General features: G+C 69.1%; 15 protein-coding genes. 9 read left to right on the top strand and 6 right to left on the bottom strand.

Annotation, left to right across the window (positions count from 1 at the left end; genetic code table 11):
- Positions 1–106: 106 nt before the first annotated feature.
- Entirely contained in the window at positions 107–751 is a 645-nt protein-coding gene (locus ABTY15_RS14400; protein WP_350582062.1) for an HNH endonuclease, read from the bottom strand.
- A gap of 480 nt (positions 752–1,231) precedes the next feature.
- Between ABTY15_RS14400 and ABTY15_RS14395 the strand changes: the two genes are divergently transcribed.
- A complete protein-coding gene (locus ABTY15_RS14395) occupies positions 1,232–2,416 on the top strand; it encodes a mechanosensitive ion channel family protein (protein WP_502893498.1) in 1,185 nt (394 codons plus the stop codon).
- A 64-nt stretch (positions 2,417–2,480) separates the two neighbouring features.
- Here ABTY15_RS14395 and ABTY15_RS14390 read toward each other — a convergent pair whose 3' ends face one another.
- The 3 genes from ABTY15_RS14390 to ABTY15_RS14380 form a co-directional block, all read right to left on the bottom strand.
- Positions 2,481–3,722, bottom strand: a complete 1,242-nt coding sequence (locus tag ABTY15_RS14390; RefSeq protein WP_350582060.1) for a tetratricopeptide repeat protein — start codon at positions 3,720–3,722, stop codon at positions 2,481–2,483.
- Positions 3,723–3,753: 31 nt separating this feature from the next.
- Entirely contained in the window at positions 3,754–4,680 is a 927-nt protein-coding gene (locus tag ABTY15_RS14385; protein ID WP_350582055.1) for a hypothetical protein, read from the bottom strand.
- A gap of 114 nt (positions 4,681–4,794) precedes the next feature.
- Positions 4,795–4,971: a hypothetical protein gene (locus ABTY15_RS14380; RefSeq protein ID WP_350582051.1), complete on the bottom strand. Its 177-nt coding sequence runs from the start codon at positions 4,969–4,971 to the stop codon at positions 4,795–4,797.
- Positions 4,972–5,484: 513 nt separating this feature from the next.
- Between ABTY15_RS14380 and ABTY15_RS14375 the strand changes: the two genes are divergently transcribed.
- The gene (locus ABTY15_RS14375) at positions 5,485–6,723 is read left to right on the top strand and encodes an NsdA family TPR-like regulatory protein (RefSeq protein ID WP_502893497.1); all 1,239 of its coding nucleotides are present in this window, start codon (positions 5,485–5,487) and stop codon (positions 6,721–6,723) included.
- Positions 6,724–6,733: 10 nt separating this feature from the next.
- Entirely contained in the window at positions 6,734–7,267 is a 534-nt protein-coding gene (locus ABTY15_RS14370; protein WP_350582036.1) for a GNAT family N-acetyltransferase, read from the top strand.
- Between the two features lie 37 nt (positions 7,268–7,304).
- Here ABTY15_RS14370 and ABTY15_RS14365 read toward each other — a convergent pair whose 3' ends face one another.
- Together ABTY15_RS14365 and ABTY15_RS14360 are read right to left on the bottom strand one after the other, a co-directional pair.
- Positions 7,305–7,502 carry a DUF397 domain-containing protein gene (locus ABTY15_RS14365; protein ID WP_350582032.1) on the bottom strand — a complete coding sequence of 66 codons (198 nt, stop codon included), beginning with the start codon at positions 7,500–7,502 and terminating at the stop codon, positions 7,305–7,307.
- Between the two features lie 11 nt (positions 7,503–7,513).
- Positions 7,514–8,365: a helix-turn-helix domain-containing protein gene (locus ABTY15_RS14360; RefSeq protein WP_350582106.1), complete on the bottom strand. Its 852-nt coding sequence runs from the start codon at positions 8,363–8,365 to the stop codon at positions 7,514–7,516.
- 151 nt (positions 8,366–8,516) lie between these two features.
- On the opposite strand from ABTY15_RS14360, the gene ABTY15_RS14355 reads away from it, so the two are divergent.
- The 6 genes from ABTY15_RS14355 to ABTY15_RS14330 all read left to right on the top strand — a co-directional run bounded on the left by ABTY15_RS14355 (position 8,517) and on the right by ABTY15_RS14330 (position 15,917).
- Positions 8,517–8,870, top strand: coding sequence for a hypothetical protein (locus ABTY15_RS14355; RefSeq protein ID WP_350582029.1), 354 nt, complete (start codon positions 8,517–8,519; stop codon positions 8,868–8,870).
- A 1,037-nt stretch (positions 8,871–9,907) separates the two neighbouring features.
- Positions 9,908–11,101, top strand: a complete 1,194-nt coding sequence (locus tag ABTY15_RS14350) for an ROK family transcriptional regulator (protein ID WP_350582026.1) — start codon at positions 9,908–9,910, stop codon at positions 11,099–11,101.
- Positions 11,102–11,282: 181 nt separating this feature from the next.
- The gene (locus ABTY15_RS14345; protein ID WP_350582023.1) at positions 11,283–12,638 is read left to right on the top strand and encodes an ABC transporter substrate-binding protein; all 1,356 of its coding nucleotides are present in this window, start codon (positions 11,283–11,285) and stop codon (positions 12,636–12,638) included.
- Between the two features lie 49 nt (positions 12,639–12,687).
- A complete protein-coding gene (locus ABTY15_RS14340) occupies positions 12,688–13,686 on the top strand; it encodes a carbohydrate ABC transporter permease (RefSeq protein WP_350582019.1) in 999 nt (332 codons plus the stop codon).
- 30 nt (positions 13,687–13,716) lie between these two features.
- Positions 13,717–14,628, top strand: a complete 912-nt coding sequence (locus ABTY15_RS14335) for a carbohydrate ABC transporter permease (RefSeq protein ID WP_350582016.1) — start codon at positions 13,717–13,719, stop codon at positions 14,626–14,628.
- The gene (locus tag ABTY15_RS14330; protein ID WP_350582010.1) at positions 14,628–15,917 is read left to right on the top strand and encodes a 6-phospho-beta-glucosidase; all 1,290 of its coding nucleotides are present in this window, start codon (positions 14,628–14,630) and stop codon (positions 15,915–15,917) included. The genes ABTY15_RS14335 and ABTY15_RS14330 overlap by 1 nt, the downstream gene beginning before the upstream one ends.
- Positions 15,918–15,968 lie beyond the last annotated feature (51 nt).

Below are 15,968 nucleotides of genomic sequence, written 5' to 3'. Positions count from 1 at the left end.
AGTCCCGGGGGCTGAACAACGGCGGGCCGCCGCGCTCCCCGGTGGGGTGCGTGGCGGCCCATGAGGCGTACCGATGGTGTGACGGGCAGGCCCTTGTGGAGCGGGGTCAGGCGGAGAGCGGTTCGGGCTGCTCGCCGCGGCGGACGGGGGCGGAGTGGGCGCCGTGCGCCCGGCCGAGCGGGACGGTGTGACCCGGCTCGGTATGGTCGTGGTGCTCGTACTCGCCCCACTGCGGGGCGCGCAACTGGTCGGATCCGCCGTACGGCTCCAGGTAGGGCCGCCAGCGCGGGTCCTTGATGCCGGTGCCGATGATGCGCCAGGCGAGGCCGCTGGGCGGGGCCGGTTGGCGCTTCATCCGCCAGCCGAGTTCGGTGAGGTGGCGGTCGGCCTTGGTGTGGTTGCAGCGGCGGCAGGCCGCCACCACGTTGTCCCACCGGTGCTGGCCGCCCCGGCTGCGCGGGATGACGTGGTCGACGCTGGTGGCGGCGGCCCCGCAGTAGACGCAACGGCCGTGGTCGCGGGCGAACAGCGCCCGGCGGGTGAGCGGGACGGGCCCGCAGAACGGGACCCGGACGAAGCGGGTCAGACGGACGACGGACGGCGCCGGAAGGGCGCTGGTGGCGCTGTGCAGAGTGACTCCGGAGTCCTCCAGGCTGACCGCCTTGTGGTTGAGGACCAGGATGAGTGCGCGGCGCATCGATACGACCCCGAGTGGCTCGTAGGACGCGTTGAGGACCAGGACATGCGGCACGGATGCCTCCTTGGACGCCTGCGGCGCGTGGCTCGCGCCGGGACGAGCGGTTGGATCACACAACGGGTGCGTGATCTCCCCCAGTGTCGCCTTACGCGTTCGTACGGCGCCACCACTCCTGTGTAACGGACCTGACCGGAACTCCGGGTGTGGCCTCGGTCATACCCGGTATGCCCTGGGGAGGGTCCGGTTGCACCCGGGGCCCGCCGGGCGGGCCCCGGGTGCCCTCCGGAGCGACGGATCGGCCGGTCGGAGCAGCGCCGGCCCTGCGCGTGAGCAGGAGCGCACCGGGGCGTTGACGGGGCGTCCGGGGTGATTCGTACGCCCTCCGGTGGAACCGTCCGCGCCACTGCGGCGTGTCAAGAGGCGGGTTCCGTGCCGGATAGGCTAAGCCGAACGGTCCGCGGGCCGCTTGCGGCGGCGCGGGCCAGGGGTGTCAGACACGCCCTCACACGCCCCCCTGCAAGGAAGGTCCCGCACGTGCTCCGCTCCGGCGCCACCGGTCTCGCCGACGCGTCCGCCTCGACGCCCACCACCCCGACGACGCCGTCGCCCAGCCCCACCGCGCAGGTGCCACAGCTCGACCTGAGGATCCCGACCAGCGCGCAGGAGGTCACCGACACCACCAAGCAGGCCGCGAGCTGGTTCGACACCCACTGGCAGGGCTGGCTGGCCGGCGGGGTGCGGATCGTCTTCATCGTGGTGCTGGCGTTCGTGCTGCGCGCGGTGGTGCGCAAGCTGATCACGCAGCTGATCACGCGGATGGCGCGCTCGCACGAGTCCCAGGAGGAGAGCCGGCTGGGCGGGCTGCTCGCCAACACCGGGGTGGTGAACCCGGAGCGGCGCCAGCAGCGCTCGGAGGCGATCGGCTCGGTGCTGCGCAGCGTGGCGTCGTTCACGATCATGGGCACGGCGGCGCTGATGGTGCTCTCCGCGCTGGGGGTGAACCTGGCGCCGCTGCTGGCGAGTGCCGGTGTCGCCGGTGTGGCGATCGGTTTCGGCGCCCGCAACCTGGTGACGGACTTCCTCTCCGGGGTCTTCATGATCATGGAGGACCAGTACGGCGTCGGCGACGAGATCGACACCGGGGTGGCCACCGGCACGGTGCTGGAGGTCGGCCTGCGGGTGACCAAGCTGCGCGGGACGAACGGCGAGATCTGGTACATCCGCAACGGCGAGGTGAAGCGGATCGCCAACATGAGCCAGGGCTGGTCGACCGCCTCGGTGGACGTCCAGATCGGTTACAAGGAGGACCTGCCGCGGGTCGAGGGGCTGATCCAGGAGGCGGCCGAGGCGCTGTCCAAGGAGGCGCCGTACGACGAGCTGCTGTGGGCGCCGGTGTCGGTGCTGGGCGTGGAGTCGGTCGCGGCGGACTCGGTGATGGTGCGGATCGAGGCCCGGACGGCGCCGGGAAAGTCGTCGGTGGTGGCGCGGGCGCTGCGGCAGCGCCTGAAGGCGGCGTTCGACCTGGCCGGGGTCAAGGTCAAGGAGGAGACCCCGACCGCGGCTGCCGCGGCGGCGGCCGCTGCGGCAGCCTCCGTGACGGCAACGGCGGCCCCCGCCGTCACCGACCAGGCGCCGCCGTCGGCCCTGGCCGACCCGGCCTCGCCCCGCTTCAAGGCCACCGAGCCGATCCCGCTGCCGAGGCCGGAGCAGACCCCGTAACGGAAGCCGCCCTGCGCGGAGGGGGCGTGGGTAGCCCCGCCCCCACCCCGCGGTTCCACCTTCCCTACCGAGGAACCTGCGGGAGGTTCGTGAGCGTGCGCAGAGCCCGATCATGCGCACGAAAGCCGAAGCTGATGAGGGTGACGCGCTCTCCGGCACCGAGCGGCGTCCGGCCGTGAGGCGTGAGCGCGCCGTCGAACACGACACAGTCACCCACGCCGAGATCGCATTCGAGATGGCCGTCGGCGTTGATGAAGACGGTGGTGCTGACCCTGGGCTCACCGGTCGGGCGAGCGTGCTCGAGGCAGAGGATCAGGTTGGCTTCACCGAAGCCGGACTCGTCCACGTGGAAGTCGAGGAACTGCCCTTCCTCGTAGCCGATGTACACGCCGGCGTGCGGCTGCTCGACTTCCAGGCCGGAGGACCGTGCCACGACTGCGGCGAGATCGATCTGTGCGGCGAACCGATTCGCGGCATCGCCGACGGGCGCGTTCCACTTGCCGTTGTGCAGGTATCCACCAGCAGCAAGGGCTCTCTCGGCCTCCAGCGCCATGGCGGCGACCAGCTCAGCGGGAAACGATTGATCACGTAGGTGGCGCGGCTGCACGCGCTGGTGTGCGGTGAGCCCACGTACAGCGTCCTGGACGTTGGGGAAGTCCTCCGCCCACCGGGCCGACGTCCGGACCGTGGTGCGGGACTGGAGCCATGAGGTCCACTGACCGCTCCACCGGCGCGGCACCGTGCTACCCGCCGCCGATGCGTCGGCCTGGCCGATCAGCATCTCCACCCGGGCGAGTGCCGCCTGCGTGGACTCGACCAGCCCGGCGTCCCCCTTGGCGATCCGCAGCCGCAGCGCTTCCTGGAGATGGGCCCGGGCATCCGCGAGGTCGCCGCACTCCATCAGGTGCTTGCCGGTGTGCTGAAGCGCGAAGTCGACAAGTTCCGGGTGCTGGCTTCGCGCGGTGTTCAGGGCACTGCGGTAGAGCGCGTCCGCAGTCCGTACGTCACCGGCATAGCGGTGCGCGTCGCCGAGGTTGAGCCCGGTGGCGACGACGGCCCGGGTGTTGCCGATCGCTGCGGCCAGGTCGAGCGACTGCCGGAGGAACGCGCGGGCCTCCTGGTGGTGGCCCAGGCACATCTGGCCGATGCCGATCCACCTGGTCAGTACCCGAGCCCGCGCGGGGTCGCTCTCTTCGGGCAAGGCCCGCAGTTCCTCGTGGAGTCGGCCGACCGCGGTGGTCAGCTCGTTCTGGTCGGTGGGGACCATACGCAGGCCCTCGTCCTGGTCGATGAGGTGCTGGAGCACTGGACCTTCCCTCGTTCGGTTCAGCGTGGCACTACAGATGGTCGGTCTGGTGGCGCAGGTCGGCCAGTAGCTCCAACCCGTGCGGGGAGAAGTGCTCACGCAGGAGCTCGAGTTCGCACATGAGGTAGCGGACGGCCGGCAGTCCCTCGTCGTAGGCGCTCCGGAAGCTCTCGCGCTCGTTGGGCGTCAGGTCGTCGCGGCGCATTTCGGACTGGCGGTACCGCAGCAGCTGGTTGTACACGCAGGTCGCGTGGAAGGCCCGGTCGATCTCCCAGTACTGGTTGCGGCCCTCTCCTTGCCCGGCCCGCCAATTGATCTCGATCTTGGGAGAGGTCTTGGACGAGTACCCGTCGGCGAAGACCCGGTGCTGGAGGACGTGGAAGCTGATCGACTGGTGCACGCCTTCGTGCAGCAGATTCTCCGCCAAGAAGAGGGGCGATGGCTGCTCGCTGACCGTGTTCGGCGGAATGTGGCGGCACGCCTTGTCGGAGAACGTGATGACGTACGGGAGCGCCGGGTCGCTGGAGCTGGTCAGCGAGGACATGTGAACGCCCGGCTTGAGGCCCACCCACAGCAGCCCCCGGACGAATTCGCGCACGCAGGCGAACCCCTCGGGGTGAACCAGCGACAGGCGGTCCAGGGCCTGGGTCAGCGCCGCGCGGCGCTCGTCTGTGTGCTGGACGATCTCGTAGTCCGTCAGGTTGATCTCGTCGGCGATCTCGCCGTGAAGCTCTGCGTCGAACCAGCCGAAGGTGGCCCCGGCCACGGTCACGGGTTCACTGCGAAGAGCACGCGCGTGCTCCGCGAAGGGGGTGCCCGACTTCACCAGGCGCTCCATCAGGACGAACGGCAAAGCCATCTCGGCACCCTCCTCGCGGAGCCGGGTCAGCACCGGGTCCGTCCGGTCGAGGTCGAAGAAGGAGCCGGCAGGAACGCGGGTGGCGATGGCGGTCTTCAATGCGGACTCTCCTTGGTTGGGGTGTGTGCAACGCGAACGGCGGGTCGGCCCGGATGATCACCCGCACCGACCCGCCCATGCCGTCAACCAACCGGCATCGGTTCGGAAGTGGGGTCAGACCTCGGTACCCGCCGGGACGAAGTCACCGTCGGGGACCGAGTGGTCCAGGCGGCGGGTCAGGAACTCGACGGACGTCTCCGGGGCGAAGTCACCGTCGGGGACCGAGTGGTCCAGGCGGCGGGTCAGGTTGATGACCTCCAGGTCACCGGGCGTGATGGTGGTGGCGCTCACATGCTTCTCCAATCGGGTTGGCTCTGCTCACCCGAGTGCAGGTGAGCAGCCTTGCGGGGTGGTGCGGCCCGGCCTGCCAGCCCTTTCCGACAGACCGGGGGCTTGTGAGGAACCCAGGGGCGCGAGTGTCGGCCAGCAGCGGCCGGAGGCAACGAGCGCCGTTGCCTTCACTCACTCTTCGGGTTGTCTCCGTTGTGGCCGCCGGACCCGTTGTGGTCGCCCGACCCGTTGCCGGTGCCGTTCTTGTCGTCCATTCCGTGCACTCCTTCCGATTCACCCGCTGAGAGGCGCGGGGGTGGTGGGCTGCCGAAGGCCCGCGTGCGCAGCCAGGAAACCCCCAAAGGGGCAGCCGACCCTTTGCGACATCGAGTAGTCGCGTCGTCACTCGGACAGGCAGGGACTAGTTGACCGCCGCCGCGAGATCAACGGCTGGGAACCGGCGGACTTTTCGACGGACTTTTCCGCACGCGGACCTATGCACGGTGAGCGGCCCGGCGGGTTACCGTCTGCGATGTGGAGACCCAATTCACCCGCCTGTGCACAGAGTTCGGCTGGAGTAGCCCAGCCAGGTTCAGACAGGTGTACGCCGCGACGGCGCGCAAGCTCGGAGCGGACGAAGACGTGAGCAGTCGCCAGTACCACCGCTGGCGGCAGCCGTTTCCCCCGTGCCCTCACCCGGCACGCCAACGGGTTCTCGAAGCAATGTTGGGTATCCCGTTGGAGCAGGCGGGTTTCACCGTGCCGCCGCACCGTCGATCAGGACCACCACCCGTTCCCCGAGAAGAGCCAGAAGACGTGAACCGTCGATCCTTCATCGCCCTGGCCGGCGGTGCCGCTGTGTCCGCCAAGTTAGGGCCGCCGCGAATCGGGGCCGAGACCGTCATGGACCTGCGGGCCGGACTCACTTCCCTGTACGGGCTGGACGACCGGTTTGGCGGTGCGACAGTCGGCCCTCTCGCGCAAGCTCACCTCGCTCGGGTCGAACGGCTGATCGCCACCAAGAGTTACCCGGGTACGATCGGCCGCCAACTCCGACTGATCGCGGGGGAGACCGCGGAACACGTGGCGTGGCTGGCCTTCGACGCCGGCGACAACGTCCGGGCCAAGAAGCATTGGAAGCACGCGCTTACCCGAGCCGAGGAGTTACAAGACAACTCGCTCGCCGTAGTGGTGATGGCGTCCATGGCACTGATGAGTCTTCGAGAGCGCGAGCCTGGTACCGCGCTCGATCTCGCCCGCGCCGCACGGTCCAAGGCCGCGTCGTGGGCGCCCCCCTCACTGATGTCCATCCTGATGACCCGGGAGGCCCGCGCTCACGCGATGATGGGCGACCCAGTCACGGCCCGATCGACTTTGGCGCAGGCGACTCGCACCTTCGAGCAAGAGCGCAACGAGCGACCGGTACCCGACTGGGCGGTGTTCCACGGGCCGGCGGAGCTGGCGCTGGCACAGGCATCCCTCTTCACGGAGGCGGGGCACCACAAGGCGGCCGTGGACTGGCTACGGCGCTCGCTCCAACACCAGGAGACGAACTACGCGCGGAACGAAGCACTGGTGCGGTTCAGCCTTGCCGGGGCGCTCGCGCAAGCAGGTGAGGCCGAGGAGTCGGCCCACGAACTCACCTCGGGAGCCGTCCTGCTGACCGAGGTGTCGTCCGGCCGGGCTCGCACATCGATGGAGGAGGCACACTCCCACCTGAAGCTCTTGAATCCCTCCCTGGCCGCTGCCAGCACCGCCCATCTGATCCCCTAAGAGGAGAATCGTGCAGACGCCTGTGTTCGAGACCTTCACCGATCCGGATGCGGCTGCCCGGATGCTGGACGAGATAGCTCCGCTGTACGAGCAGGTGTTCGCGGAGCCACCGTACTTCGAGGGGCCCCGCGACCTGGCCGGATTCCTGGAAGGCTACGAGGCGTTCCGGACCATGCCCGGCTTCCGACTGGTGCTGGCTCGCTCAGGTGCAGCCCTGGTCGGCTTCGCTTTTGGCGTCCTGCTCCAGTCGGACAGCCGTTGGTGGAATGGCCTCGGCCTGGACGAGGGCTTCACCCGCGAAGACGGACACCGGACGTTCGTGATCCGGGAAATCGCCGTGGCCCCGGATCAGCGCCGGCGGGGGCTGGGCCGGGAACTGCACGCGGCCGTACTCGAAGGAACCCGGGCGGAGCGTGTGACGCTAGCGGTCCGGCCCGAAGCACAGGCCGCGATGAAGATGTACGAAGCCCTCGGTTATCGGAACCTGGGCGACAAGCCCCCGGCCTGGGAAGGAGCCCCGGTGTACCGCTACATGGTCCGATAGCTCTCTCGGTACGCGCAGGCGGGCCGCCCAAGAGGAACTACCTTGTCAGGTGGTCGAACTCGCCTCGCTTGATGCCGTGAAGGAGGGCGCGGAGCTTGTCGGGCGTTGTGGTGATGACGACGTCGGGGTCATCGCTCTCGCGGAGCTTGATGCTGCGGTCGGCGGCTGCGGCGAGATAAACGCAGTTGACCGACTCGGAACTGTAGCTGGACTTCTGCCAGTTGAGCGCTGCCACAGCTCTTCCTCTCAGGTTTCCTTCTCGATACGGGCAATGAGATCACGCGACTTCGCGGGGCTGAGGGCGAAGGCTTCCATCAGGTCCAGAACCTTCTGATACTTCACCAGGTGCGCATGGGCGTCAAGGAACTCGGAGCCGTGATACGTGTCCAGCTGCACGGTGTCGAGTTGGGGCACGACTGCAGAGCAGTAGACGATGGACTGCCCTGAGCCGGGGAGCGTACCCGCACCGAAGGGAATCACGAGAACCGAGACGTTCTCGCGCATGCTCGCCTCGATGAGGTGCTTGAGCTGTGCGCGAGCTACAGCAGGACCACCGAACCCCATCCGCAGGGCTGCCTCATGGACAATCGCCGTGAGCGGGATCGCCCGCTCGCCGTAGAGCACGACCTGCCGTTTAATGCGATACGAGACCCGATGTTCCACCTCATGTGGAGCCAGAGGCGGTACAGCGCTGCTGCCGAGCGCACGCACCTGGTCGACAGTCTGGAGCAGGCCGGGGATGTGAATCACCGAGGCGATGCGCATCGCCGTGGCGTGGTGTTCCGTTTCGGCAAGATCGAGCATGTTCGGCGGCAGGATCTCGCGGTACTCCTCCCACCACCCCCGGGTCCGCCTGCCTGTCATGCCGGCCAGAGCATCGATGAGGTTCTCGTCCCCACACGTGTACGCGCGAGCGAACACACGGACCCGCTCTGCGCTCACCGCGTAGCGGCCCGCTTCAATTCGACTCATGTGAGCCTGACTCACTCCCACCCGAGCGGCAGCGGCAGTTGAGCTGAGCCCAGCGTTCTCGCGGAGTTTACGCAGTTCAAACCCGAGGCGCTGCTGCCGCAACGTCGGGGCGCCGCTCGATGACATCGCGATCCTCTCGTTCACTACCCAGAGTGAATTAGCAGGTCTTCAACGGACTGCATGGCAAGTATGCCATGCGGGCGCTACCGTATGACATGGATCAGTTACCGATGGTGCTGGCCGTTGGCTCAACCATGCCTTGAGGCAGGAGACTTCCATGACTGCTGAGCCCTCGCAAAACCCCCGCCCGGCCACGCTCGCGCCGACCGTTCCCGGCCCCTTCGACCGGGAGCTGTGCGAGCTCGTGCTCGACACCGCACCCCGCCTGTTCGCCGTCGTGCAGGTGTGCGGCAACAGCCCCGCGGACGCCGACGGGTGGGTCGTGGCCTGGGGGCTCGTCGACGATGACGGGCCGACGCACGTGATCAGCGTCGACGGGCAGGCGCGAATGACCCTCGCATCTCCCGAACGAGCCTTGCGCCACTTCGCCGGACGGCCGGGGATCACCTCGCGGCTGGTCTGGCTCGCGCAACCGGGTGCCGCCGGGTTGGACCGAGCCGAAGCTGCCTGACCTCCAGCCTGCTCACGCGCCTGTTGGAAGAGAGCAGGCGTGAGGGGATCGCGAAGGATTCGGCGTGCTCAAATCTCGGGCGCAGGCCCGCCGGTCTGCGCTGGTCAGTTGCTTTCTCCTGGTTTCGGGCGGCCCGGCCGTTGTCGGGCGGGCCGCGCACCGATCGCTGTGATTGCAGGTCGGGCCCGATGGGAGCGCTCCCCTGGCAGCGGGGTGGGTGGGGTGCCCAATGTCTGATGTTTCTTTGGCTATCGCTCCTCGGCACCGAGGAGCGATAGCCAGATTTCTACATATCACTTGTTCTTCACTCATAACGTTCACCCCTCCCGATCTGAAGACGATTAAGGCCATTACTTTCTTATGGCCATGATGCGCGGGGCTGTTGCCAACTGGCCTATCTGCTACTTTCTGGCGCCGGCCTCCGCGCTAGAGGAGGCCGGCGCCCTCCTCCTCTTTCTTTCGCCTCCTCTCGCGATCGCCCGCCTCGCCACCTAGGCGAGGCGGGCGATCGAGTTCCCAAGGCCTCCCCCTGTCGGCCTTGGGTTGTTAATCGGGCTTTGCTTGCGATTCCCCCTCGGCCTGCCGAGGGGGAATCGCAAGCACGTCAAGGGCGACCCTCGGCGATCCAGCAAGCACCCAAGACGCGGCTTGGCCTTATTTCTCTGCGCTGATTTCTTCTACTGATGTCGCCCCTCGGCGCACCGAGGGGCGACATCACAATTCCCATCTCTTTAATAATTTCGCCCATAAGTGTGCCGCCCCTCCTCGTTCAAGGAGGGGCGGCACACCTGTTTCATTTTTGAAGGCTGGGCGAGTCCAGCCCTGCTCCCACCGCGTGGAGGCAGGGCTTCGTGCTGCCCGGGGGTGGGGCCGATAACGCTTCGGCATCCTGCCGTGCGCGGGCCATTGACACTCCGTCGACGGGGACCGTACGGTCCTTCCCAAGCGACTGGAAAGTTTCCTAACAGTTCGCAGGGACGGGCCCCCGGTGCGCCCCCGTTGCGCCCACGACCAGCTGGAAGAGGAGGATTCTGCGCGTGACCAAGACCACCACCGCCAAGGTTCCCCTCGCCGGCACCCCCAGTCTGCTGCGCGCCATCAACGACCGCGCCGCGCTCGAACTGCTGTTGGCGAACGGCCCGCTCTCCCGTACCCAGATCGGCACCCTCACCGGGCTCTCCAAGCCGACCGCCTCCCAGCTGCTGGCCCGGCTGGAGGCGGCCGGGCTGGTGCTGCCGGTCGGCACCACCGCGGGCGGTCCCGGCCCCAACGCGCAGCTGTACCAGGTGAATCCGGCTGCCGGGTACGTCGCCGGGCTGGACGTCACCAACAGCGAGATCCGGGTCGCCGTCGCCGACATCACCGGCACCACGCTGGCCGAGCACGTCACCCCGACCAAGGGAGTACCGGCCGCCGAGACCGTCCCCCGGGTCGCCGCCGCGGTCGCCGAGACCGTCCGGGCCGCCGGGCTCGCCGAGGGCAGCCTGCACACCGTCGTGATCGGCGTCGGCGGCGCCCCCGATCCGGTCACCGGCAAGCTGCGCTACGCCTCCCACCTGCCGGGCTGGCACTCGCCGCGGCTGGTCGAGGAGTTGTCCGAGGCGATCGGCGCGCCGGTGTCGATCGAGAACGACGTCAACCTCGCCGCCGTCGCCGAGCAGGCCTCCGGCGCGGCGCGGGGCTTCGAGGACTTCGTGCTGCTCTGGGCGGGGGACGGCACCGGCGCCGCGATCGTGATCGCCGGCCGGCTGCACCGCGGCTTCACCGGCGGCGCCGGGGAGGTCGGGTACATGCCGGTGCCCGGCGCGCCCGTCCAGCGGGATGTGCGCCGCCGCAAGGCCGGCGGGTTCCAGGAACTGGTCGGCGCGCCCGCCGTCCGGGCCCTGGCCCGCGAACACGGGCTCGGCGCGGCCACCGCGGCGGAGGCCGTCGCCAAGGCCCTGGAGACCCCGGGCGCCGGCGACGAGTTCCTCACCGCCCTGGCCGCCCGGCTCGCCGTCGGCCTGGCCGTCATCGTCGCCGTCGTCGACCCCGAACTGGTGGTCGTCTCCGGTGACGTGCCGAGCGCGGGCGGCGAACGGCTGCGCGAGCTCGTCGCGGAGGAACTCGACCGGATCTCGCACGCCCGGCCGGAGGTCCGCAGCAGTGCCCTGCCCGGCTCGCCCGTCCTGCTCGGCGCCCTGCAACGCGCCCTCGCGGACGCCCGCGAGGCGGTCTTCTCCACCCACTGAACCGCCCCGCTGAACCGCTGAACCGCTGAACCGCCGACCGGCTGACCCGCTGAAACCGTCCTGATGGCCACCCACCCGTCGACGCTCCCCCGTCCGCACCCTGCACCCACCTCTCCCCAACCCCCGAACGCGGGACCAGAGGCGATGACGCCTGCCCGCGCACCCCCAGGAGGACCCCGCAGTGCACTCCACCACCGCCCGCAGAGGCCGCCGCACGATCGCCGCCGTCACCGGCAGCGCCGTCCTCGCCCTGCTCGCCACCGCCTGCACCGGCAGCAACGACGCCGGCGGCAACGACGACTCGGCCGCCGGCAAGGACGTCACCATCACCTTCTGGCACGGCTGGAGCCAGGACAGCGAGGTGAAGGCGATCAACGACAACATCGCCGCCTTCGAGAAGGCCCACCCCAACATCCACGTCAAGGCCGTGGGCAACATCGCGGACGACAAGGTCAACCAGGCGCTGCGGGCCGGCGGTGACGACGCCCCCGACGTGGTCTCCTCCTTCACCACCAACAACGTCGGCATGTTCTGCTCCACCAAGGCCTCCGTCGACCTCAAGCCGCTGCTCCAGAAGAGCGGCATCGACGCCGCCAAGACCTTCCCGGCGGCGATGCTCAACTACACGCAGTTCCAGGGCAACCAGTGCTCGCTGCCGCTGCTCGGCGACGCCTTCGGCCTCTACTACAACAAGAAGGCCTTCGCCGCGGCCGGCATCACCGCCCCGCCGAAGACCTTCAGCGAGTTCGCCGACGCCGCCGCCAAGCTCACCGTCGCCGACGGCGACGGCTTCAAGCAGCTCGGCTTCCTGCCGAACTACCACGGCTACGAGACCACCACCGAGCACTTCCTCGGCCAGTACGGCCCCTCCTACTTCGGCACCGACGGCAAGTCCTCCGTCGCCACCGACCCCAAGGTCGGCGCGATGCTCAAGTGGCAGAAGGACCTGATCGACAAGCTCGGCGGCTTCGACAAGCTGGAGAAGTACCGCGCCACCTTCGGCGAGGAGTTCAGCGCCAAGAACCCGTTCCACACCGGCCAGGTCGCGATGGCGCTGGACGGCGAGTGGCGCACCGCCTCGCTCGCCGAGAACAAGCCCGACTTCGACTGGGCCACCGCGCCGTTCCCGGTGCCGGACGACCAGGCCGCCAGCTACGGCCGCGGCTACCAGACCGGCACCATCATCGGCATCGCCCGCAGCAGCAAGAAGCAGGCCGCCGCCTGGGAGCTGGTCAAGTACCTGACCACCGACACCGACGCGGTCGTCAGCTTCGCCAACGCCATCCACAACGTGCCGAGCACCTTCGACGCGCTCAACTCGCCGAAGCTGATCAGCGACCCGAACTTCAAGACCTTCCTCGACATCGCCAAGAACCCCAGCTCGGGCACCACCCCGGCGAGCGTCAACGGCGGCGCGTACATCGTCTCGCTGCAGAACCTCGGCTACGCCTACGAGTCCGGCAAGCAGAGCGACCTCGCGGCCGGCCTGGCCGCCACCGCCAAGGAGATCGACGCCGCCGTCGCCCAGGCGAAGTAGGGCCGGACGGTTCTTCCCAGTACGGCACGGCACGGCATTCGGAGCTCCCATGTCACTCGCGTTCGGCACCCGCAAGGGGACCGGACCCACCCGCCCGGCGGCGCCCCCCACGCAGCACCTGCTGCGCCGGAAGCGCCGCCGGGAGGCGGCCCGCACCCTCGCGTTCCTCTCCCCCTGGTTGATCGGCTTCGGCGTCCTCTTCCTGTACCCGCTGATCTCCACCGTCTACTTCTCCTTCATGAAGTACGACGGGTTCACCGCCCCCACCTTCACCGGGCTGAAGAACTGGGACTACGTCTTCAACGACTACCCGTTCTTCTGGCAGGGCCTGCGCAACACCCTGTGGCTGGTGGTCGTCATGGTGTCGCTGCGGGTGGCCTTCGGCCTCGGCGTCGGGCTGCTCATCACCAAGGTCAAGAGCGGCGTCGGCTTCTTCCGCACCGCCTTCTACCTGCCCTACCTGGCCCCGCCGGTGGCCGCCACCGTCTCCTTCGCGTTCCTGCTCAACCCCGGCACCGGCCCGGTCAACCACTTCCTCGGCGAGCTCGGCCTCCCGCAGCCCGGCTGGTTCGCCGACCCGTCCTGGTCCAAGCCGGCGCTCACCATGCTCGCCATGTGGGGCATCGGCGACCTGATGGTCATCTTCATGGCCGCCCTGCTGGACGTGCCCAAGGAGCAGTACGAGGCCGCCGAACTCGACGGCGCCGGCCCGCTCCAGCGCTTCCGCTACGTCACGCTGCCGAACATCTCGCCGATCATCATGTTCGCCGTGGTCACCGGCGTGATCCAGACCATGCAGTACTACACGCAGGCGATCGTCGCCGGGAAGGTCGCCGGCGGCATCGCGGGCAACTCCGGGCAGCAGTTCGAGCCCGGATTCCCGCAGGGCTCCACCTGGACCCTGCCGCAGATGGTCTACAACCTCGGCTTCCAGCGCTTCGACACCGGCTCGGCCTGCGTCGTCGCCCTGGTCCTGTTCGCCATCGCGATGGCCGTCACCTCGATCCTGCTGCGCCGCCGCTCGGGCTTCATGGCGAGCGAGGACTAGCGGACCAGTGGACCAAGTGAGGACCCCTCGATGACTCTCAGCACCCCCACGCTCGCCAAGTCGGCCCGTACGTCCGGCAGTTCACCGTTCTCCGCGGGCGCCGCCCGGACCGCCCGCCGCCGCGCCGCCCTCAACTGGGTGGCCGTCCACGCGCTGGCCGTCGCGGCCGCGCTGTTCTTCCTGCTGCCGTTCGTCTTCGCCTTCCTGACCTCGGTCATGACGGACAGTCAGGCGCTCACCACCGACTACTGGCCCGGCTCCTGGCAGTGGGGCAACTACCTCAAGGTGTGGGAGACCCCCGGCTTCCTCACCTGGTGGCGCAACACCCTGCTCTACGCCGGCCTCGGCACCCTGCTCACCGTGGTCTCCAGCCTGCCCGTCGCGTACGCGCTCGCCAAGTTCCGCTTCCGCGGCCGGAACCTGGCACTGATGGCGGTCATCTCGATGATGATGCTGCCGCCGCAGGTCACCATCATCCCGATGTACCTGTTCTGGGCCAAGCAGCTGCACCTCACCGGCACCCTGTGGCCGCTGATCATCCCGATGGCCTTCGGCGACGCGTTCTCCATCTTCCTGCTGCGCCAGTTCCTGATGACCATTCCCAAGGAGTACATCGAGGCCGCCCGGGTGGACGGCTGCGGCGACCTGCGCACCCTGCTGCGGATCGTGCTGCCGATGGCCAAACCCGCCATCGCCGCCGTCGCCCTGTTCCAGTTCTTCTACTGCTGGAACGACTACTTCGGCCCGCAGATCTACGCCAGCGAGAACCACGACGCCTGGACCCTCTCCTTCGGACTGGAGTCCTTCAAGGGCGCGCACCACACCAACTGGAACCTCACCATGGCCGCCACCCTGCTGGTGATGGCGCCGGTGATCCTCCTCTTCTTCTTCGCACAGAAGGCCTTCATCGAAGGCGTGACACTGACAGGGGTCAAGGGCTGATGTCCGCACTCAAGTTGGCAATCGTCGGCGGCGGATCGACGTACACCCCGGAGCTCGTCGACGGCTTCGCCCGGCTGCGCGACACCCTGCCGATCGGCGAACTGGTGCTGATCGACCCGGCGGCGGAACGGCTGGAGCTCATCGGCGCGCTCGCCCGGCGGATCTTCGCCAAGCAGGGGCACGGCGCCGTCGTCACCACGTCGGTGGACGTGGCGGCGGGCGTCGCCGACGCCGACGCGGTGCTGCTGCAACTGCGCGTCGGCGGGCAGGCCGCCCGCAACCAGGACGAGACCTGGCCGCTGGAGTGCGGCTGCGTCGGCCAGGAGACCACCGGCGCCGGCGGGCTCGCCAAGGCGCTGCGCACCGTGCCGGTCGTCCTCGACATCGCCGAACAGGTCCGCCGGAGCAACCCGGACGCCTGGATCGTCGACTTCACCAACCCCGTCGGCATCGTCACCCGCGCCCTCCAGCAGGCCGGACACAAGGCCGTCGGCCTGTGCAACGTCGCCATCGGCTTCCAGCGCAAGTTCGCCGCCCACCTCGGCGTCGACCCGGAGCTGATCCGGCTCGACCACGTCGGACTCAACCACCTCACCTGGGAACGCGGCGTCACCCTGCTCGACGCGCCCGGAGCGGCGACCGGGCGGGAGGTGCTGCCGGAGCTGCTGAGCGGCTTCGGGAAGGAGATCGCCGAGGACCTGCACCTGCCGCAGGCCTTCGTCGAACGCCTCGGCGTCGTCCCGTCCTACTACCTGCGCTACTTCTACCAACACGACGTGGTGGTCGAGGAGTTGAAGGCACAGGGCTCGCGGGCCGCCCAGGTCGCCGAGATCGAACGGCAGCTGCTGGAGCTGTACGCCGACCCGGCCCTGGACACCAAGCCCGAACTGCTCGGCAAGCGCGGCGGGGCGTTCTACTCCGAGGCCGCCGTGCAGCTCATCGCCGCCCTGCTCGGGACCGGCGGCGGGACCTCCGTACAGGTCGTCAACACCCGCAACGACGGGGTGCTGCCGTTCCTGCCCGCGGACGCCGTCATCGAGGTCCCGGCCGAGGTCGACGCGGGCGGCGTCCGGCCGCTCCCGCAGCGGGCCGTCGAGCCGCTGTACGCCGGCCTCATCGCCGCCGTCACCTCGTACGAGCACCTGGCGCTGGAGGCCGCCCTGCACGGCGGCCGCGACCGCGTCTTCGACGCGCTGCTCGCCCACCCGCTCGTCGGGCAGCTGGAACTCGCCGACCGGCTCACCGACCGGCTGCTCGCCCACAACCGCGAACACCTGCCCTGGGCGTGAGCCGCCGCCCCCGGGCGTGAGCCGCCGGTTCCGAACCGGCGGCTCCGCACC

It is taken from the genome of Kitasatospora sp. NPDC097643 (genome assembly GCF_040302625.1).
GTDB lineage: Bacteria > Actinomycetota > Actinomycetes > Streptomycetales > Streptomycetaceae > Kitasatospora.
This window is presented reverse-complemented; position numbering and strand designations above follow the sequence as displayed.

Bases quoted from the DNA above. Each gene is read 5' to 3' on its own strand.
- ABTY15_RS14330 (WP_350582010.1), top strand. From the start codon at position 14,628: ATGTCCGCACTCAAGTTGGCAATCGTCGGCGGCGGATCGACGTACACC.
- ABTY15_RS14360 (WP_350582106.1), bottom strand. From the start codon at position 8,365: ATGTCATCGAGCGGCGCCCCGACGTTGCGGCAGCAGCGCCTCGGGTTT.
- ABTY15_RS14355 (WP_350582029.1), top strand. From the start codon at position 8,517: ATGACTGCTGAGCCCTCGCAAAACCCCCGCCCGGCCACGCTCGCGCCG.
- ABTY15_RS14335 (WP_350582016.1), top strand. From the start codon at position 13,717: ATGACTCTCAGCACCCCCACGCTCGCCAAGTCGGCCCGTACGTCCGGC.
- ABTY15_RS14340 (WP_350582019.1), top strand. From the start codon at position 12,688: ATGTCACTCGCGTTCGGCACCCGCAAGGGGACCGGACCCACCCGCCCG.